The 18,864-nt window shown below is 72.2% G+C and carries 15 protein-coding genes; 5 read left to right on the forward strand and 10 right to left on the reverse strand.

Annotated features, from left to right (window positions below; genetic code table 11):
- Positions 1–740: 740 nt before the first annotated feature.
- Entirely contained in the window at positions 741–1,466 is a 726-nt protein-coding gene (locus PV789_RS06235; protein ID WP_274976531.1) for an Atu4866 domain-containing protein, read from the forward strand.
- Positions 1,467–1,562: 96 nt separating this feature from the next.
- Here PV789_RS06235 and PV789_RS06240 read toward each other — a convergent pair whose 3' ends face one another.
- Together PV789_RS06240 and PV789_RS06245 are read right to left on the reverse strand one after the other, a co-directional pair.
- On the reverse strand, positions 1,563–2,792 hold the full coding sequence (locus PV789_RS06240; RefSeq protein ID WP_274976532.1) for a serine hydrolase domain-containing protein: 1,230 nt from the start codon (positions 2,790–2,792) through the stop codon (positions 1,563–1,565).
- 44 nt (positions 2,793–2,836) lie between these two features.
- Positions 2,837–3,502: a DUF4097 family beta strand repeat-containing protein gene (locus PV789_RS06245; protein WP_274976533.1), complete on the reverse strand. Its 666-nt coding sequence runs from the start codon at positions 3,500–3,502 to the stop codon at positions 2,837–2,839.
- A 244-nt stretch (positions 3,503–3,746) separates the two neighbouring features.
- Here PV789_RS06245 and PV789_RS06250 point away from each other — a divergent pair, with 244 nt between their 5' ends.
- Complete coding sequence (locus tag PV789_RS06250) at positions 3,747–4,502, forward strand: GbsR/MarR family transcriptional regulator (protein WP_274976534.1); 756 nt, start codon at positions 3,747–3,749, stop codon at positions 4,500–4,502.
- A gap of 206 nt (positions 4,503–4,708) precedes the next feature.
- On the opposite strand, the gene PV789_RS06255 is transcribed toward PV789_RS06250, so the two are convergent.
- The 5 genes from PV789_RS06255 to PV789_RS06275 all read right to left on the reverse strand — a co-directional run bounded on the left by PV789_RS06255 (position 4,709) and on the right by PV789_RS06275 (position 9,816).
- The gene (locus PV789_RS06255; RefSeq protein WP_274976535.1) at positions 4,709–5,608 is read right to left on the reverse strand and encodes an alpha/beta fold hydrolase; all 900 of its coding nucleotides are present in this window, start codon (positions 5,606–5,608) and stop codon (positions 4,709–4,711) included.
- 91 nt (positions 5,609–5,699) lie between these two features.
- On the reverse strand, positions 5,700–6,125 hold the full coding sequence (locus PV789_RS06260) for a DUF4873 domain-containing protein (RefSeq protein ID WP_274976536.1): 426 nt from the start codon (positions 6,123–6,125) through the stop codon (positions 5,700–5,702).
- Positions 6,109–7,668, reverse strand: coding sequence for a flavin-containing monooxygenase (locus tag PV789_RS06265; protein ID WP_274976537.1), 1,560 nt, complete (start codon positions 7,666–7,668; stop codon positions 6,109–6,111). Before PV789_RS06265 ends, PV789_RS06260 begins: the two co-directional genes overlap by 17 nt.
- A gap of 367 nt (positions 7,669–8,035) precedes the next feature.
- A complete protein-coding gene (locus tag PV789_RS06270) occupies positions 8,036–8,947 on the reverse strand; it encodes an AurF N-oxygenase family protein (protein ID WP_274976538.1) in 912 nt (303 codons plus the stop codon).
- 14 nt (positions 8,948–8,961) lie between these two features.
- Positions 8,962–9,816, reverse strand: coding sequence for an SDR family NAD(P)-dependent oxidoreductase (locus tag PV789_RS06275; protein WP_274976539.1), 855 nt, complete (start codon positions 9,814–9,816; stop codon positions 8,962–8,964).
- A 116-nt stretch (positions 9,817–9,932) separates the two neighbouring features.
- Between PV789_RS06275 and PV789_RS06280 the strand changes: the two genes are divergently transcribed.
- Entirely contained in the window at positions 9,933–10,742 is an 810-nt protein-coding gene (locus PV789_RS06280) for a MerR family transcriptional regulator (RefSeq protein ID WP_274976540.1), read from the forward strand.
- Between the two features lie 194 nt (positions 10,743–10,936).
- On the opposite strand, the gene PV789_RS06285 is transcribed toward PV789_RS06280, so the two are convergent.
- Together PV789_RS06285 and PV789_RS06290 are read right to left on the reverse strand one after the other, a co-directional pair.
- Entirely contained in the window at positions 10,937–11,653 is a 717-nt protein-coding gene (locus PV789_RS06285; protein ID WP_274976541.1) for a hypothetical protein, read from the reverse strand.
- A 265-nt stretch (positions 11,654–11,918) separates the two neighbouring features.
- On the reverse strand, positions 11,919–13,886 hold the full coding sequence (locus PV789_RS06290) for a GMC oxidoreductase (RefSeq protein WP_274976542.1): 1,968 nt from the start codon (positions 13,884–13,886) through the stop codon (positions 11,919–11,921).
- Between the two features lie 214 nt (positions 13,887–14,100).
- Here PV789_RS06290 and PV789_RS06295 point away from each other — a divergent pair, with 214 nt between their 5' ends.
- Together PV789_RS06295 and PV789_RS06300 are read left to right on the forward strand one after the other, a co-directional pair.
- Positions 14,101–14,748: a DUF6230 family protein gene (locus tag PV789_RS06295; protein WP_274976543.1), complete on the forward strand. Its 648-nt coding sequence runs from the start codon at positions 14,101–14,103 to the stop codon at positions 14,746–14,748.
- A 4-nt stretch (positions 14,749–14,752) separates the two neighbouring features.
- Positions 14,753–16,267, forward strand: coding sequence for a DUF6114 domain-containing protein (locus tag PV789_RS06300; protein WP_274976544.1), 1,515 nt, complete (start codon positions 14,753–14,755; stop codon positions 16,265–16,267).
- 60 nt (positions 16,268–16,327) lie between these two features.
- On the opposite strand, the gene PV789_RS06305 is transcribed toward PV789_RS06300, so the two are convergent.
- On the reverse strand, positions 16,328–18,139 hold the full coding sequence (locus PV789_RS06305; protein WP_274976545.1) for a UvrD-helicase domain-containing protein: 1,812 nt from the start codon (positions 18,137–18,139) through the stop codon (positions 16,328–16,330).
- Positions 18,140–18,864 lie beyond the last annotated feature (725 nt).

Raw genomic sequence — 18,864 nt, forward strand, 5'->3', positions numbered from 1 at the left:
GTCTTGGCACGAAGCGATCGGCGCAGATTCGATTCAGGGGACCTCGATCGCTGTCCTGTGAATTACCGGGAAGCGGGGCACGGAGGGCTCTCACTGTTCGATGGCGCATTTCTCTCGGTTGCACCGCCGCTGTCATTTCGTATAGCAGCAGAGTGAGGTTTTATGAAGTCGTGGCGCTCTCTTGCCGCCGCCGGTTTCGTGGCAGGCGCTGCCGCGATCGTCCTTCCGCTGACCGCGGGAACCGCGTCCGCCGCGGAGGACGATTGGAACGTAGTCGGCGGCGCGCCCGGAACGATGGACGAATGCGTCGCCGAGGCCAAGGAGTACCTGGCTGAGCCGTACGTGGACTACACCGAGTGGAAGTGCGAGACCAGTGACGGCTCCTGGACGCTCTTCGCGCGCTAGCCGCGCCGGTCCGTGAGCGGCCGCTCTCTCGTGAAAGCCTCTGCTGCGATACGCCCTCGCGGCAGAGGCTTCTCATTTCCTCCAGTATTTCCCGGGCACTCGCGCGGGGAGTGCCGCCGGTGTGGATCGTGGAGGCGTCCTCGCTGAACGTCACGCCGCGGATGCGCTGGCCGGAGTCCTCGACCGCGCAGTGGCCGCGGACCGGGGCGGCCAGCTCGGCGGGCGTGCAGCCAGGGTGTGTCGCACCCCGGTGGAACGCGGCCTGGTCACCCGGCCCTCCAGCACCGAGGGTGGAGAGCGTTCCCGAGACGCACACACCCCTTCGGAAGTGAGCCATGAGCACCGAGTTCTTCGACGAGGACCTGCTGGGGACCATCGCCGCCGAGCCGCACCGCCCGCTGCTGTTCGTCAACGCCGCCGTGTACACGTTCGACCCGCTGATCGGCGGCCTGACCGGCGCAGACCTTCTCCTGGACGGGAAGGAGATCGCCGGGGTCGGCACCGGCCTGCACACGGCCGCCGAGGACGACGGCGCGGTCGTCGTGGACTGCACGGGGCTGACCGTCGTCCCGGGCGTGGTCGAGAACGACACCGTCGCCGGACTGCGCAGGCGCCCCTCCGACCGGGTCGGCACGCTGGCCCCCGGAAACCCGGCGACCTTCGTCGTGATCGCGGGGCACCACCCCGGGGCCACCGCGTTGGAGCAGGTGATCTGGCGTCCTGAACGGGCCGCCGCGGTCGTCATCGACGGCGAGTTCGCCCTGTTCAACGGCCGACGCCTGGTCGAGCCGCGGACCGGGCGGTTCCCCGGACCGGCGCGGACACCGGCGGACAGTCCGTACCTGGGGATGTGGATCGACGAGACGGGCTTCATCCACCAGGAACTGACCGTCGACGGCCGCTACGACGAGACGCGCGGCGGACGCCCCCACGCCTACCAGGGGTCGTTCTGGATCGAGGGGGACCGCATCGTCTACCGCGACGACCTGGGCTTCTGGGCCTACGGCCGTTTCACCGACGATGTACTCCACCACGCGGGCTACGTCTTCCGCCGCCGGTGAGCGCGCCCGCCGGACACGGGCCTCCCCCCCCGCAGGGCAGCGGGGAGAGGCCGTGTACCGCCCACCGGCGGGGCCGTCGCCGCGACGGCCCCGGCCTCAGTCGTCGATCGCCTGGTAGAGCGTGGTCCAGAAGTCGTGGATCAGCCGCGCCGAGTCCGGGACGGACATCCCGACCTGGGTGAGCACGATTCCGGTGAGCCGGTTCTCCGGGTCGGCGTAGGCCGAGGTACCGGCTCCGCCGTCCCAGCCGAACTGGCCGACCGGCGCGTAGTCACCGCGGTAGGTCCGCACCGCCATCCCGAAACCCCAGCCGCCGTGCTGTCCCTGGCCGAACGACACGTGGACGTTCTCGGTGGCCATGGCGTTCCGGGCGGCCTGCTGATCGGGTGTGAGGCGGTTGGTGGTCATCAGCTGGACGGCGGGCCGGGACAGGATCCGCTCGCTTCCGTGCATCCCCTGGTTCAGCAGCATCCGGAAGTAGGCGTGGTAGTCGTCCACGGTGGAGACCAGCCCGCCGCCACCGCCCTGGAACGCCGGAGGCCGGCTGTGCCTTCCCCCCTCAGCCGGGTCCCACACGTGGAACTCCCCGGTCCGCGGGTCGGGGGCGTACAGGGGCGGCAGCCTGTCCATCCCGTCGGCGGGCACGTGGAAACCGGTGTCCCTCATGCCCAGGGGCTCGAAGACGCGTTCGCGCAGGAACGCCTCGAACGACTGCCCGGTGACCCTGGAGACGAGCACGCCGAGCAGGTCGTTGCTGATGTGGTACTGCCACTGCTCGCCGGGCTGGTGCATCAGCGGAAGCGTGCCCAGGCGGCGCATCCACTCGTCCGGCTCGGGCATCGGCTCCGGCAGGTCGGGCGTGAGCCCCTGCCCGAAGACGGCGTTCATGATCGGGGTGCCCAGCGCGCTCCGGTCGATGCCGAGCCCGAACGTGGAGGTCAGCACGTCCCGTACGGTGATCGGCCGCCGCGCCGGCACGGTGTCGTCCAGCGGGCCGTCGATCCGCCTCAGCACCTGTCGGTCGGAGAGTTCGGGCAGCCACCGCTCCACCAGGTCGTCCAGCCGCAGCCTGCACTCGTCGAGCAGGACCATCGCCGCCGCCATCGAGACCGGCTTGGACGTCGAGGCCATCCGGAAGATCGTGTCCCGGCGCATCGGCGCGCCGCCGTCGTGGCGCATCGTCCCGAGCGCTTCGACGTGCGTCTCACCGCCCCGGCTGACCAGGGTGACGAGTCCGGGAATCCTCCCGCTCTCGACGTGGCGTGCCAGCACGTCGCGCATTCTGTGCAGTCCCGCCCTGGAGAAGCGGCCGTTGTCGTTTTCCATCGTGGATCTCCGTGAGTCGTCAGGTGGTCGGGGGACACGGCTGTTCAGAGGCTGCGGGCGGTGATGTCGCCGTAGGAGGTGGTGGCGTGGATGTCGAGGGTGGTGGCTCCGTCGTTCTTGAGGGCGTTGTGGATGCGGCCGTAGGGGGTGCCCGCGTTCAGGGCGGCGGAGGTGCCGGGGGCGGCGCTGACGGTGATGTCGCCGGATTCGGTGCGCAGTTCGACGGTGCCGTGGGTGGCCCGGGTGATGTCGATGTCGCCCTTGTGGACGCTGATCCGGGCGGGGCCGTTCAGGTGGCCGATGGTGATGTCGCCGTCCAGGACGGTGAGGTGGGCGTTGGTGGTCTCGGCGAGCTTGACGGAACCCTGGGCGGCTTCGACGGTGACGTTTCCGAGGCGGCCGACGCCGCGCAGTTCGGCGCTGGCGGCCTTGGTCTGGAGGTGGGAGCCGGTGGGCAGCTGGATGGTGATCTCGATGGAGCCGGAGGGGCCGGAGGCCCGGTTCTCGGGGGTGGGGGCCTGGATGTGCAGGATGCCGTCGTCGTAGGTGACGGTGGTGTGCTGGGCGGCCCTGACGTCGCGGTTCTTGGCGGGGTCGGCGGGTTGGATCTGGACGGTGGTGTCGGTGCGGTCAGCGGCGATGAGCTGGATGCGTGCGGCGGGGATGCCCAGGACGGTGGTGATGGGGGCGGGGGTGGGGAGGGTGTGCATCGTGTTTCTCCTTCTCCTGCAGCGGCGCTGGCGCGGCCCGCTGTTTCTGATGTTGGAAAAGCTACGTTGCATTCATAGTTGTGGCAACAGCGAAGCTGCGAGCAATCCCCGTATTTACAGGTAATAGCTGGGAAATCGTTGCAATGGTTCTAGATCTAATGCAACAGGCTGTGCCCCGAGCGTTGCAATGGATGGAAAGTGAACGCTAGGGTGGGCGCACCCAAGCACCCTGAAGGAGACCGCGATGCCCGGAGGCAGGCTCACCCAGTCCGAACGCCAACAGATCGAGCTGGGGTTGACCCGGGGCCTGGCCTACGCGCGGATCGCCAAGGACCTGGACCGCCCGACCTCGACCGTCACGCGCGAGGTGGCACGCAACGGCGGCCCCACGGGCTACCGCGCAGACCTGGCCCACCGCGCCACCCAGCACCGCACCCGCCGCCGCACCAAGGCCGCGACCCGTGCGGCACAGGCGCCCCCGCAGGCCTACGGACGCGACGCCGAGGCCGTGCGCGAGTACGAGGAGGCGTTCGCCGCCGTCTTCATGCAGTCGGGCCTGCCCAAGATGACGTCCCGGGTCCTGGTCTCCCTCTACACCACCGACACGGGCAGCCTCACCGCGGCCGAACTCGTCCAGCGCCTCCAGGTCAGCCCGGCCTCGGTCTCCAAGGCCATCACGTTCCTGGAGGGCCAGGGCCTGGTGCGCCGCGAACGCGACGAACGCCGCCGCGAGCGCTACGTCGTCGACGACGACGTCTGGTACCAGTCGATGCTGGCCAACGCCCGGGCCGAGGCCCACCTCGTCGAAGCCGCACGTCAGGGCGTCCAGGTGCTGGGGCCCGGGACCCCGGCCGCCGTGCGCCTGGAGAACATCGCCCGCTTCGTCGACTTCGTCCGCGAGAGCATCATCCGCGCCTCGGAGCAGGCCCGCGAGGTTCTGCACACCAAACCCGAGACCGTCCTGAACGCCACCGACGAGCCGTCCCCGGAACCCCGGTAGGCAGCCGCTTCGGCGGTCACGCCACGGGCGGCCACCTCCCCGGTCCGCCGCCCGGGAACACGCGATGAGCCCGGCGCACACGGGGACGCGGGTCCCGGGCCGCCCCGGTCCGCGCGGCCCGGCGTGCGTGTTCCCGCGCCTTCGGGGTCTTCGCACGCCAACGCCCCCGGCGGGGAAGCCGGGGGCGCGTGGGTGCGGAGCCGGGGTCAGGCGGCCCGTGTCCGCGGCTCCAGGTGCTCGGCGGCGAGCCCGTCCACCGCCTCGGCCAGGGCCTTCGGGTACTCCAGCGGTCCCATGTGGCCGGCGCCGGGGATCTCCCGCACCTCCCGGCAGTCCTTCAGCAGCGACGCGATGTGGTGCGCGTGCCAGGGCGGGGTCAGCTTGTCGTCGGTCCCCACCATCACCACCGCGGGCACCGAGATCTGCCGGGCGGTCTCCTCCGCCTCCAACGTGCAGATCACCCGTCCCCACGCGCCCCGGGACACACCACCGCACGCGTGGACCATCCTCATGCACAGCCGCACCATGCGCGGATCGGCCCTCCTGCCCATCACCATGGACTTCAGGACCGCCGTGGTGAGGGCGTTGCGCGGACCCAGCGGTACCGGGGCCCTGAGGAAGAGCTGCGCCCCCAGCGCGCCCAGCGGGCCGGGCAGCGGGATCGCGGTCGACCGCATCGGCAGTTCCCTGCACCCGGTGTTGGTGAGCAGCACCGCGGCGGCCCTCTCCCGGAACACCGTGTGCGCACCGGCCGACATGATGGTCATCCCGCCCATGCTGTGCCCGGCCACCACGGCCTTCCCGCCCTCGGGCACGGTCGCCTCCAGGACCGCGCACAGGTCCTCGGCCAGCTTCCGCGCGCCGTACCCCGCCCTGGTCAGCGGCGCCCGGGTGCGCCCGTGGCCGCGCTGGTCGTAGAGCACCACCCGCAGGGACGGGTCCAGTTCGCGCACCACCGGCCCCCACGAGGCGAGCGAGGTCGCCCAGCAGTGCGCGAGGACCACGGTCGGCCCGTCCTCCGGGCCGCGCACCTCGACGTGCAGCAGTGTGCCGTCGTCGGAGCGCGCCTGGAGTTCTCGGACCTGACCCACGTGTCGGGTTGCCATCGGGGATACCTCTCGCTTCGGGGGAAGGCCGCGCCGGAGCCGGAAGGGGCCGCTCCGGGTCGGCGCGGGCCCGGGGCGTGTGCGGACGCGTTCAGTCGTCGGACGCGTCGATGTCCACGTGGGGCACGGCGAAGGGCGGTGAACCGGCCCCGTTGACCGGATGGCCGCCCCACAGGTTGGGTTCGTCCAGAACCCCGGTGCCCTCGAAACCGTCGGGGGTGCGCACCACGACCGTACGCACGCCCTCGCGGAAGGCCTCGGTCACCTCCGGGCTGGGGGACAGCCGCCCCCGCCAACGGTAGTCACCGGTGAGGGGGGAGAAGTGGCCCGCCAGGTGGGCCTGGACCCGCACGGCGACGCCCTCGTCCGCCGCGACCCCGGCGTCTGCGGCACCTGCCGCACCCTTCGCGCCGGACGACGGCCCCGACGGCTCCGCCCGCCGCGCGCCGCCGGTCACGGGCAGCACGACCGTCACCGTGCCCCGGTACTCCTCCTCCCCGTCACCGAACCCGCTCATACCGCTTCCCTTCCGGAGCCGCTTCGGCGCGCACCGCGTGCCGCCGGGCGCCGCCGCGGGAGCGGTCCACCCGCAGGTCGTAGTTGTGGGGGTCGAACCAGCGCGTGCGCAGCGCGAACTCCCAGGTGAAGGTCGGCCACAGCGTGGTGTTGCGACCCTGGTCGTTGAGGTACCAGCTGTCGCAGCCGCCGGTCACCCAGACCGTGCCCTCCATGGCCCTGGCGACCATCTCGTTGTAGTCGTGCTGGGCCTTCGGGCGCACGTCCATGCGGTCCAGACCGTTGCGGCACAGGTACTTCAGCGCCTGCATCGTGTACCGGATCTGGGCCTCGATCATGAACAGCTGCGAGGTGTGCCCCAGTCCGGTGTTGGGCCCCGCCAGCACGAAGGCGTTGGGGAACCCGGCCACGGTGGTGCCGCGGAAGGCCTGCACGTCCGTGCCCCAGTGGTCGGAGAGCGAGCGCCCCTCGGCGTCGAAGATCCGCCGCGCCACGGGCGGGTCGCTCACGTGGAACCCGGTGCCGAGGATGATCGTGTCCACCTCGTGCTCGGTCTCGCGGCCCGAGGCGTCGCGGGTGACCACGGCGCGGGGGCGCACCTCCGCGATGCCGTCGGTGACCACGTCCACGTTGGGCCGGGCCAGCGCCGGATAGTAGTCGTTGGACATCAGGATGCGCTTGCAGCCCGCCCGGAAGTCCGGCGTGAGCTTGGCCCGCAGCCCGGGGTCCTTCACGCTGCGGCGGATGTTGGCCCGGCCCAGCCCCTCCACGACCGAGAGCAGTCTGGGGTTCTTGGCGAAACCGAGGATGTAGGTCTCCCGGCCCCAGTAGATGCTCTTGCGGGCGATCTGCTGGGTGAGCGGCACGTTGCGGTACAGCCAGCGCTCCAGCCGGGTGATGTCGCGGTCGTGCCGGAACATCACCCACGGGGCCGTGCGCTGGAACAGCGTCAGCCTCCCGGCCTGGGGCTGGATCCTGGGCACGAACTGGATCGCGGACGCCCCGGTGCCGATCACCGCGATCCTGCGGCCGGTGAGGTCGTGGTCGTGGTCCCAGTCCGCCGAGTGGAACATCGTCCCCTCGAAGGTGTCCAGGCCCTTGATGTCGGGATAGGAGGGGTCCGCGAGCGGTCCCGCCGCGCTGACGAGGAACTGGGCGGTGACGGTCCCCCGGCTGGTCTCGATCCGCCACCGGTTGCCCTCGGGCTCCCAGTGCGCGGACCTCATGTCGTGGTCGGTGCGGACGTGCTCCCGCACCCCGTACTCCCCGGCGACCCGCTCCATGTAGTCGTGGATCTCGGGTTGGGGGGAGAAGCTGCGGCTCCAGTGCGGGTTGGGCGCGAAGGAGAACGAGTACAGGTGGGAGGGGACGTCGCAGGCGGCGCCCGGGTAGGAGTTGTCGCGCCAGGTGCCGCCGACCCCGCCGGCGCGTTCCAGAACCACGAAGTCCTTCAGACCGGCCTGCTTGAGGCGGACGGCCATCCCGATCCCGGCGAAGCCGGAGCCGATGACGGCCACCCGGAAGTGGGGTGGTGCTTCGGTCACGTCTTGGTCCCTTCGTGCGGACCGGCCCGGACGTGTCGCCGTCCGGATCGGCGGGTGTGTCCCCCGGGGGCGCGGCGCGTTTCGCCCCCGGGGGAGTTGCCACCCCGTGAGGCGCGGCGTGTTCCGCCTCCGGGGAGAGGGCTCCCGGGGACGTGGCGCGTTTCGCCCCCGGGAGGCGGGTCCACCGCCGGAGGACGCGGCGCGTCTCGTCCTCCGGCGATGGGGTCTGGGGCCCGCAGGCCGCGGTGCTTCCGGACCGGAGTCCGCGGCCTGCGGGTTCGGGGGCGGACGGGGAGCGGGCCCGTTCCCCCCGAGGGGACCCGGCTGCGGGGCGCCGACAGGAGAGGCGTCCGGAGCCGGGGAGGGGTCAGCCGAGCAGTCCGGCCCTCTTCCAGAAGTAGCGGCCCAGGCCGGTGATGGCGCCGGCGGTGTCCAGGGTGCTCACGACCTTGCGGGCGGCCCAGGTCTTGGTACCGATCCAGTGGGGGTTGTTCCGGGCGACCCGGGAGGCCTCGCGGGGGTCGAGTCCGACCTGCGCGTACACCTTGGGGTTGATCAGCCGGGTGGCCGAGTAGTAGGTGACCAGGCCGAGGATGATCCGGCTGTAGGCCCGGTTGAGCGGGCCGCGCGTGGCCCAGTCGCGCTGGAACTCCTCGCGGGCGTAGCGCATGTGCCGCGCCTCCTCCACCACGTGGATGCGCGAGACCGAGCGCACCAGCGGCAGGATCTGCTCGTCGGGCACCGCCTCGCGCTGGAGCTGGTCGAGGACCTCCTCGACGAACAGCGCCCCGGCGAAGATCAGCGGGCCGTGCGCGATGGTCTTGAAGAGGTTGCCGAGGTGGAAGGCGACGGGGTCGAGCTTGTGCGTCCGCCAGCCGAGCTTGCCCACCATCTTGGCGAACATCACGGTGTGGCGGCACTCGTCGGCGATCTCGGTGTAGGCGTACTGGACGTGGTTGGTGCTGGGGTCGTGGTGGTAGGCGTGGCGGACCAGCATCTGCATGAGGATGGTCTCGAACCAGATGCCGATGGTGGCGACGCTGGCGATCTCCAGCCGGGAGAGCTCCTTGCGCTGCTCCTCGGTGAGCCGGTCCCACAGGTAGGTGCCGTACAGCGACAGGCGCTCGGGGCGGATCGCCCACATGTCCTCGTCCACGGGGGCGTCCCAGTCGATCTCGACGAGCGGGTCGAAGGAGGCCTTGGCCGAGCCGCGCAGCAGGCGCTTGGCGATGTCCTCGCGGTCGGTGATCTTGGGCTTCGCGGTGATCTCAGCGGTCATCTGTTTGTTCCTCCTCAGGACGCGTCCGGCCGGACCAGGGGGTTGGCGTGCCGCGAGTGGAGTCCCCGGGCGATCTCCGCCTCCCCGAAGGCGCCGTCCGACAGGAGCAGGCCCACCTGGAGCGACACGATCTGTTCGGTGGTGCCGGGGAAGTGCCGGAACAGGTGGAGCCCGGCGGTGCCGAGCGCGGTGGAGGCGGTGTCGCGGCGGGCGTACCTGGCCCCGGCCGCGCGGACCACCGCCATGACGGTGTCGCGTTCGCTCTCGGCGGGGACGAGGCCGTCGAGGGCCACCCCGGTGGCCCGGGAGCTGTTGTGGATCGGGGTGTCGACGTAGCCGGGGTGGACGGTGGTGACGCCGATGTGCGAGCCGTACTCGGCGCGCAGGCAGTCGGCGTAGGCGGTCAGCGCCCTCTTGGAGACCGTGTAGGCCCCGGCGAAGGGCAGCGACAGGTTGGCCAGGAGCGAGGCGGTGATGAGGACGCGTCCCCTGCTGCGCAGCAGCGCGGGCATCGCGGCCGCGGTGACCCGCCAGGTGCCCAGCAGGTTGACCTCCAGCGCCTGGTGGACGTGGACGTCCGGGGCCCGGCCGATGTCCACGGCCGGTCCGACGCCCGCGTAGTGGATCAGCAGGTCCAGGCGGCCGTCGAGCCGGTCCAGGGCCTCGGCGACTCCCTCGCGCACCTGCGCGTCGTCGGTGATGTCGCAGCCGACGACTCCGGGGGCGGGCTTGCGGTCGATGCCGACCACGTTCACGCCGAGGCGGCGGAGGACGGCCGCCGTGGCACTGCCGAAAGCGCCGGAGGCACCGGTGACGAGGGCGTTCTGACCGGGCAGTCGTCGCAGGTGACGCGGCAGGGGGGTCCTCATGTGATCTCCTCCACAGTTCCTGCCGGAACGTTACAACGGGCATTGTCACAATGCAATGGGGTGGAACGGGAAATTTACTGACGAGTAAGGTTCGCGGTTGTCTCTAGGCTGGACCCATGGCCGAATACCGCATTGACGAACTCGCCCGGCTCGCCGACACGACGGTGCGCAACGTCCGGGTGTACCAGGACCGTGGCCTGCTCGCGCCTCCCCGCAGGGAGGGCCGCGTGGGCATCTACTCCGAGGCGCACCTGGCGCGTCTGCGGCTCATCGGCCAACTGCTCCGGCGCGGCTACACCTTCGCCAACATCGGCGAGATGTTCCGGGTGTGGGAGCGCGGAGGGGACCTCTCCGACATCCTGGGCTTCGAGTCGGCCATAGGTGACGCCTGGAGCGACGAGATCCCCGGCTACCTGACCATGGGCGACCTGCGCGAACTCTTCGGCCACGGCGTCACGCCCCGCACGGTGAAGCGCTCCCTGGACCTGGGCGTGCTCGAACGCGACGGGCTGCGCTTCCGGGTGCCCAGCCCGCGGCTGCTGCACGCCGGGGTCGAGCTGGTGAAGCTGGGCATGACCGTGGACTCGGTGCTCGACATAGCGGAGAACCTGCGCGACAAGGTCGGCCACGTCGCCGAGCACATGGTCCGCCTGGTCGCCGACCACATCATCGCCGAGTACGCGCCCGGCACGGTGGTCCGCAGTGAGGAGACCGCCGAGATGGCCGAGCTGATCCGCCGGGTGCGCCCGCTCGCGCAGCAGGCCGTGGACGCGGTGCTGGCGCAGGCGATGGCGGAGAACCTCACCAACGTCATGGGGGAGCACTTCGCCCTGGCGATGGAGTACCTGGACAAGGACGGTGCGGACAAGGAAGGCGTGGGCGGGCAGCGCGGCGGTGCGCGCGAGGGCCTGACGGGGTCCGCCTGAAGGCCTTCGGTCCGCTTGTCGGCCCTCGCGCCCCGCGGACGCCGGGTGCGTGCGCGGCTCCAGCGCGCGAGCGCGTTCGGGGATCGGCTACCCGTTCGGGCACCGCGGCGGCGTGCGGGCGGCCCGGGGCGGACCGGGAAGGGGTCCGCCCCGGGACGCGTGCGGGAATCCGCCTACCCCGCCCGCCCGCGGGTTCAGGCGGGGGTGATCCCCTCGACGATCCGCAGGACCTCCTCGGGGTCGCCCTCGGCGGTCAGGTCCCCGCTCGCCTCCACTTCCTCCCAGTAGACGTCGTCCACGTAGGAGAGCCAGACGATCACGCCGGGCTCGGGGCAGAAGACCGCGGTCGAGCCGTTGTAGTGGCCGTCGCCGTCGGGGAGTTCGCGGGCGGGCGAGTCGGGGAACTCCTCCTCGAGCGCGGAACCGAGGAGTTCGTAGTAGGCGTCGGCGTCGGTGAGGTCGTCGCGCCGCATGACGGAGACGTACAGGGCGGAGACGGCGACGGCCTCGCGTTCGGCCATCACCCTGTCGTTGTCGTCGACCAGGTGGTCCACCTGGACGGTGTCGGCCAGCCACGAGCGCTCGACCTCGTGCAGGTCGGGGACGACGTGGCCCTGCGCGGCGGCCAGGGCGGTGCGGTCCAGGTCGTAGGGGGTGCCCCCGACGTCGTCGGGCAGGTAACCGACCTCGTAGCCGTTGAGGTCGCCCTCGGCGGGGAAGTACCCCTGGGCCTCCAGGAAGGGCGCGGCCTCCTCCAGGGACAGGTCCTCGGAGGGCGCCTGCCCGTCGGCCCCCAGGGGAGGGAGAGCGTCCTGCTCGGTCGCCTCGGTCTGTACGGTCCCGGGTTCGGGTGCGCAGGCGGTGACCGCGGCGAGGGCGCCGAGCGCGAGCATGTGCGGTTTGTTCGTCACGACCCCATCTTCGGCGCGCGCGGCCGCGCGCGCATGAGTACGGCGGCCGGTCCGCACTGAGGGAGTGGCTTCTTGTGCGGAGCCGCACGTCCTGCTAAGGCGTGTCCGGTGGACCTCTGGTCCCGGATCCGTGGCTCCCCGTCCGGCTACGCGCACGGACCGGCCGGCCCACCCGACGAGATCCACCGAACACGCCCTGGAGCGGCTCCCCGGTGCCGCCAGGGCGTCCACCTCCCTGTGGGCGACCGGCCCCGGGACACCGTCCTCACGTTCGTGCGTCGTCCCCAGCGGTCCCGGTCGTCTCGCCGACGGTCACCGCGCCCTCCGAGGGCGGTTCCGGCTCCCTCACCGCGCCCTCCGGAGGCGACCCCGAGTCCACCACCGTGAGCGGGAGCGGGACGGTGAACCGCAGTTCGGCGAAGGCCCCGGCCGGGACCGCCGGGGACGCCGGGATCACCGGCCCGACCCTCCGGTACCGCTCGCCCTGCTCCGGCCGGGGGTCCTCCTCGCCCCGGTTGGGCCACATCGACATCGCGCGCTCGGCCTGCGCGGTGATGGTCAGCGACGGGTTCACCCCCAGGTTCGCGGTGACCGCCGAGCCGTCCACCACGTGGACGCCCGGGTGGCCGTACAACCGGTGGTAGGGGTCGATGACGCCGGTCTCCGCGCTGTCGCCGATCGGGCAGCCGCCCAGGAAGTGCGCGGTCATCGGCACGTTGAACACGTCGCCCACCGTGCCCCCGGGAAAGCCGTCGATGCGCTCGGCCAGCCGGGTGGCCGCGTCCTGCCCGGCCGGGATCCACGTCGGGTTCGGCTCGCCGTGGCCCTGCCGGGAGGTCAGCCTCCTCCCGCCCAGCGGCCCCCGCCGCACCGACGTCGTCAGCGAGTTGTCCAGCGACTGCATCACCAGGCCGATGATGGTCCGCTCCGACCAGCGGCGGGCGGAGAGGCTGCGGGCGAACACCACGGGGTGACGCGCCGCCAGGCCCAGGAACCGCAGCCAGCGCGGGATCCGCCCGCCGCCGGGCACCTGCATCGCGGTGAGCAGCGCCATCGCGTTGGAACCCTTGCCGTAGCGGACCGGTTCGATGTGGGTGTTCTCGTCCGGGTGGATCGAGGACGTGATGGCCACGCCCCGGGTCAGGTCCTCCTGCGGCCGGACCCTGCGGGTCATCGCGCCGACGAGCGCCTCGGAGTTGGTGCGGGTGAGCGTGCCCAGCCTCGCCGACAGGCGGGGCAGCGCGCCCGAGTCGCGCATGCGGTGCAGCAGGGTCTGGGTGTTGTAGGTCCCGGCGGCCACGACCACCTGGCGGGCGGTGAACGTGCGGGCGTTCGACCGCCGCCGGGGCGCGTCGGTCCTGACGGTGTCGGCGGCGAAGCCCCCGCCCGGCAGTTCGCGCAGCCGCTCGACGGTGGTCAGCGGGTGCACCTCTGCGCCGTCGCGTTCGGCGAAGTACAGGTAGTTCTCGGTCAGGGCGTTCTTGGCGCCGTGGCGGCATCCGGTCATGCACTCCCCGCACTCCGTGCAGGCCCGCCGGTCGGGGCCCGCGCCGCCGAAGTAGGGGTCGCCCACGGACGCGCCGGGCTCGGCCCGGGCGCCGTCGCCGTCCTGTCCGTCGCCGAAGCACACGCCCACCGGGGTGAGGCGGAAGGTGTGCCCCACGCCCATGTCCTCGGCGACCGCCTTCATGTGCACGTCGGAGGGGGTGACGGTGGGGTTGGTGCGCACGCCGAGCATGCGGCGGGCCTGGTCGTAGAACGGCGCCAGCTCCGACTTCCAGTCGGTGATGTGCCGCCACTGCGGATCCTCGAAGAACGGGTCCAGCGGGTGGTACAGCGTGTTGGCGTAGTTGAGGGAACCGCCGCCGACGCCGGCGCCCGCCAGGATCACCACGTCGCGCAGCAGGTGGATGCGCTGGATGCCGTACATGCCGAGCCCGGGCGCCCACAGGAAGTTGCGGACGTCCCAGGACGAGGAGGGCAGCGTCTGGGGCGTGAAGCGGCGTCCGGCCTCCAGGACGCCGACGCGGTAGCCCTTCTCGGTGAGGCGCAGGGCGCTCACCGAACCGCCGAACCCCGAGCCCACGACCAGGACGTCGTAGTCGAAGCGGTCGGCGCGGTCACCGGACGCGGACCCGGCCCTGGTTTCGGTCGGGGTTTCGGCGGCGGCTTGGGGGGTGGGGGCGGAGGAGCTGGTGGTGGCGGTGGGGTCTGTGCTGCGCTCTGGGGGCACGGTGGGTCTCTCTCCAGGTCAGTCGCGGTCTCCCGTAGTGCGCCGGATACGGGCCCGCAACATTGAATGCGCCATCTAGAAATGTGACAACAACTATTGTAATGTTCGTCACTACCGCCGAGTAGGGTGTGTGCCATGTAACACACGTGGCGTGCCTCGGCGCAAGTTCGGCTCCCCCTCGCCGCTCACGGGCGGCGGAACACTGGAGGTACTCATGCCCAAGGCTTCCGGCGAGGCGTCCGAGGCGCCTGAGGACGCGCCTGAGCAGCACGAAGCCGGTGGCGGAACGCGCTGGCGCAGGTTCGCCCTCGTGGCCGTTCCCGGGCTCGCGGCCGCCGCGGTCCTCGGAGGCATGACCACCCAGGGCCTGCTCGCCGCCTCCTTCGCGGTGTCCGGTGACAGTTTCAAGATGTCCGCCGACCAGCTCGTCGGCACCGGCTTCACCCAGTACGGCGACGCCGCCACCTCCGTCGACGGCTCCTCCCGCCCGGTCGGCCTGTCCTCGGTCGGTTCCGCCGAGCTGACCAACCTGTGCATGTCCTCCCTGTGGGACCTGCCCGTCGGCCAGGCCACCCTCGTCATCACCGCGGGCGAGTCCACTCCGGTCGAGGGCACCGACCTCGTCCTGGACATCGAGCAGCTCCAGGGCGACGCCGAGTTCGGCTCCATCGAGATCGGCCGCGACGCCAGCACGCTGGACAGGGCCGAGGGCGGCCAGGGACCGGCGGGCGGTTTCGGCCTCCAGTCCCAGAACATCACCGTCTCCGACATGCGGTTGACCACATGGGCGGTCACCTCCGGATCCCTGAAGCTGTCCGGTCTGAGCCTGGCCGTGCGGCCCGGCGAACACGAGTGCTTCTGATCCCATGGCCCACGCACTGACCCTGCTCCGCGGGGGCCGGGCCCGCCTGCGCGACTGGCGGCGCGGACGCCCGTTCTGGGGCGGGCTCCTCCTCGTCATCGCCGGAGTCGAGCTGCTGGTCGCGCCGGCCGCGCAGAGCCTGATCCTGCCCATCGACCTGATCGCCTACACCGGTGTCGCCGGTGTGTCGGGCCCGCTCATCGCGGTGCTGCTGATCACCCTGGGAGCGCTGAGCTGGTTCCAGCCCGCGCAGCACCTCTTCTTCGGGGTGGTCGGGCTCATGCTCGGCCTGGTGTCCTTCGTGACCTCCAACTTCGGCGGCTTCGTCATCGGGATGCTGCTCGGCATCGTCGGCGGTTCCCTCGTCTTCGCGTGGGCGCCCCGCGTGGACCGTCGCCGAAGGCGCGGTCGGGGACGCCGCCGGTCCGCGGACGCCGACGCCGCCGGTCCCGCGACACCCGACACGGGCGTTCCCGGGGCAGCCGACCCCCGCGGCCCCGAAGCGACCGACGAGGCCGGTGGGCGCGCGGTCGGGGAGGAAGCTCCGGCCGCCGTACCAGCCGTCCCCGCCGAGACCGCGCCCGGATCGGGCGTTCCCGGGCCCCTGCCCGGCAGGGACACCGGTCCCGTGACACCCGGCGGGGCCGTCAGCGACCCCCCGCCTCCGCCCCGGCCGCTGGCCGCGCTCGCCCTGCCCCTGGCACTGGCCGTGACCCTGGCCAGCGCCGCCGCGCCCGCCGACTGGCCCTGGGACTGGTTCCTGCCCCCGGGCGACGAGGAGGAACAGTCCTCGCCCCCGCCTTCCCCCTCGGACGAGCCCTCGGCGAGTCCCACCGACCGGCCCGCCCAGCCGGGCACCGGGCCCGGCGCGGACGAGGGGGGCGGTGCGGACGAACGGCCCGAGGACGAGGAGACCGGGGAAGAGGCCCCCGGGGAGGAGCCGGAGGAGGACGAGCCGGACCGGGAGGCGAACCCGGACGAGTGCGAGATGGGCACCGGTGAGTCCGCCCTGGCCGGGGCCGAGGAAGAGTTCCTGGACGCCGTCCGCGCCTGCCAGGCGGCCCGGGACGAGGGCGGGCTGCCCGAGGTTCCGGTGGAGGAGGCCTACGACTGCTCCAGCGGCTCGGTCCGCACCTCCGGCCTGACCGCCGACCGGCTGACGATGAGCGGCGCCCGCTACGACGGCGTGGTGGAGTGCCCCACCCTCGACGGGCCCCGCAGGTACATCCGGCTGACCATGAGCCGGGCCGACTTCGTCAACGCCGAACTGTGGTTCGAGGACGCCGGAACCCGGATGAGCCTGGGCCTGCCCACCATGGTCATGGACGGGTCCGTCCAGATGCACATCACCCGCATGCACGTGCGCATCCTCGGGATCCCGCTCACCTTCACACCGGACTTCCCGCCCCCGCTGCTGCTGCCGTACATGGTCGTCACCGACGTGGACGTGGACGACCCGCTGGCCAGCACCGACGTCATGAACATCCCCGACCTCAACGGCCGCTACGGCGGCGCCTGACCGCGCCGCCGCACACGGGGGCGGGGGCGCCGTCTGCGCGCCGCCCCCGCCCCCGCGCCGTCACAGACCGGAGCCGATCAGACGGCTGGCCCTGCCCACGTGCGACACGTACAGCGCGTCACGGGCCCGGGTGCAGGCCACGAACAGCAGCGTCCGCTCCTGCTGGAAGGCGTGCTCCAGCGCCACCTGGTCGCCGTCGGCGGCCTCGATGGCGGCCTTGGGCGGCAGCAGGTGGTCGCTGACGCCGACCAGCGCCACGCACCGGAACTCCTGGCCCTTGAGCCGGTGCATCGTCCCCACGCGCACCGCCTCGGCGGCGCCGCTGTCCTCCAACTGGGCGGTGGGGACGCCCCTGGCCTCCAGCTCCTTGGCGATGCCGCGCACGACCCACTGGTTGCGCCCGGCCACCGCGATCTCCGCCGGGTTGACCCCGGCCTCCAGCCACACCCGCACCCAGTCGCCCAGCGCGGTGAGCTCCTCGGCGCGGTCCTCGCAGCCGCGCACCACCGGCGCCGGACCGCGCAGCAGCGAGCGGTACCCGGCCAGGGTGTCGGCGTTGTCGTCCATGCCCAGGGCCGGGCGGCGGTCCAGGATCGGCATGCTCCAGTCCAGGATCTCCTGGGTCACCCGGTAGCTCACCCGCAGCCGCTGACCGCGCCCGCGCACGTTGATGCCGAGCGAGGCCAGCGACACCCGGTTGTCGGACACCCGCTGGTGCGGGTCGCCGACGATGAACAGGTCGTCCGGCCCCTCCGGGACGGCGGCGCGCAGCATCCGCCACTGCGTCGGGTGCAGGTCCTGGGCCTCGTCGACCACGGCGTGCCGGAACAGCGGCTCGCGGCGGCCCAGGATCCGCGCTGCCTCGGCGGCCAGCTGGGGGTAGGACCACATCCCCTCCACCCTCATGGCGCCGACGTAGCGCCGCACGGTCTCCCACACCTGGCGGCGGTGCTCCGGAGCCAGGTGCTGCACCCGCCCGCTGCGCTCGCAGCGGATGTAGTCGGGCAGCAGCTCCAGGCCCTTGGCGAGGATGACCTGCTCCCACTCGTCCACCAGGAAGCGGCCGGAGAAGGGCAGGCCGTCGGCCACCGCCACCGCGCGCCAGCGCCGGGCCAGCTCGTCCTTGCCGACCATGCGGGGCGCCACGCTGGTGTGGGTCTGCACGACCGAACGCGCGAGGCTGTCGATGGTGGCCACGCGCACGCGGGCGCGCACGCCGGGATCGGGCAGGAGCTGGTCCAGCCGCTCGGCCAGGGACTGCGCCAGCGCCCGGTTGTAGGTGGTCAGGAGCACCGACTCGCGGGTGTCCTCGGGGCGGGCGGCGGCGGCGCGCTCGGCCAGGTAGGCGGCGCGGTGCAGCGCGATCACGGTCTTGCCGGTCCCCGGTCCGCCGGTGACCTGCGTGGACCCGTTGTAGTGCGCCTCGGTGATCCGGTGCTGGTCGGGGTGCAGGGTCAGCTGCCACTGGTCGAAGGGTGCCCTCAGGGCCCCGGCCAGCTCGGGCGGGCCGCTGGGCGTGGGGTCGGCCTCGGCGGGGACGATCCCGGTCGGCGCCTCGGGTCGCAGGTCGCGCGCGAAGCGCAGGGCCTCGTCGCGCGGGCGCACGGTGACCAGGCGGTAGCGGGTGCCGTCGGCGAGGCCGCCGTCGCCGGTCCGGCCGCGGCCCGAGGCGTCGGGGACGACGACGCCGGACCAGTCGGGGGCGATGCTGACGACCCGGACGCCCGGGTCGGCGGCGCCCGCGACGGACTCCAGGTCGGGCTCGTCGCCGACCTGGCAGGCGCGCATCACGGCCAGGGTGTTGAGCTGGACGTCGGGCGTGAGGCGGGTGAAGTCGCTGAGAAACGTCGGGGCGATCGCGAGGGCGGACACGTCGTGGTTTCCTCCGGTCTTCGACCAAGGTGGTGTCTGTGGTGCTCGGGGAGGTCGGATCGGATGGTCTGGCCTGGGAGAACGGCCTGTGCGGCCGCGGCTCCCAAAGGAAGGATGCTCGCCGCGGAATTCCGGCAAACGCCGCTCCCGGTGCGTTTCCCGCCGGGTTCGGAAGATGTCGAGGCTCTCGCGTTCTGCCTGCTCAGATGCGTGTTTGCGGAGGTGTGTTCGACGCAGGGACGAAGGTTTTCCGGGGCGGCCGGGAGGGGTTCCCGTGACCTGCGGTTCTCCGTTCGGATGCTGTGTCCGCAACCGGATTTATGTACCTGACCGAAACCCTCTCGACGGCGGGGGCGGGCACCGGAAGAGTGCCTGTTCCGCGTGGGGTCTGCGGGGAGTATGAGGGTGCACCGATCGCGCACGGAGGGCAGGGCCGAAAACCGGCGGGGCGTGGAGAGGGGTGCCGGGCCCGTACGGCGGGCCGCTCGGCGGGGGAACGGTTCACGGTGTGGCCGGTTGCGGACACGCGCTGTGCAGACGCGCGCCGACGCGAGATCGTGTACCGGGGGGAGGCAGGAACCACGTGTGGTTCAGGACTCTGCCGGGGTCCGTCCTACCCCGGCAGAGTCCTCAACCACCCTAGAGAAGCGGTACCCAGTCCCCGACCTCCCCAAAGCGCGCCGGGCCGCCAACCTGCGGTGGAAGGGGACGCGGGCGCCGGACAG

The organism is Nocardiopsis camelliae (assembly GCF_028993595.1).
GTDB lineage: Bacteria > Actinomycetota > Actinomycetes > Streptosporangiales > Streptosporangiaceae > Nocardiopsis > Nocardiopsis dassonvillei.

Bases quoted from the DNA above. Each gene is read 5' to 3' on its own strand.
- PV789_RS06245 (WP_274976533.1), bottom strand. From the start codon at position 3,502: ATGCACACCCTCCCCACCCCCGCCCCCATCACCACCGTCCTGGGCATC.
- PV789_RS06240 (WP_274976532.1), bottom strand. From the start codon at position 2,792: ATGGAAAACGACAACGGCCGCTTCTCCAGGGCGGGACTGCACAGAATG.
- PV789_RS06255 (WP_274976535.1), bottom strand. From the start codon at position 5,608: ATGGCAACCCGACACGTGGGTCAGGTCCGAGAACTCCAGGCGCGCTCC.
- PV789_RS06270 (WP_274976538.1), bottom strand. From the start codon at position 8,947: ATGACCGCTGAGATCACCGCGAAGCCCAAGATCACCGACCGCGAGGAC.
- PV789_RS06250 (WP_274976534.1), top strand. From the start codon at position 3,747: ATGCCCGGAGGCAGGCTCACCCAGTCCGAACGCCAACAGATCGAGCTG.
- PV789_RS06260 (WP_274976536.1), bottom strand. From the start codon at position 6,125: ATGAGCGGGTTCGGTGACGGGGAGGAGGAGTACCGGGGCACGGTGACG.
- PV789_RS06275 (WP_274976539.1), bottom strand. From the start codon at position 9,816: ATGAGGACCCCCCTGCCGCGTCACCTGCGACGACTGCCCGGTCAGAAC.
- PV789_RS06295 (WP_274976543.1), top strand. From the start codon at position 14,101: ATGCCCAAGGCTTCCGGCGAGGCGTCCGAGGCGCCTGAGGACGCGCCT.
- PV789_RS06300 (WP_274976544.1), top strand. From the start codon at position 14,753: ATGGCCCACGCACTGACCCTGCTCCGCGGGGGCCGGGCCCGCCTGCGC.
- PV789_RS06280 (WP_274976540.1), top strand. From the start codon at position 9,933: ATGGCCGAATACCGCATTGACGAACTCGCCCGGCTCGCCGACACGACG.
- PV789_RS06235 (WP_274976531.1), top strand. From the start codon at position 741: ATGAGCACCGAGTTCTTCGACGAGGACCTGCTGGGGACCATCGCCGCC.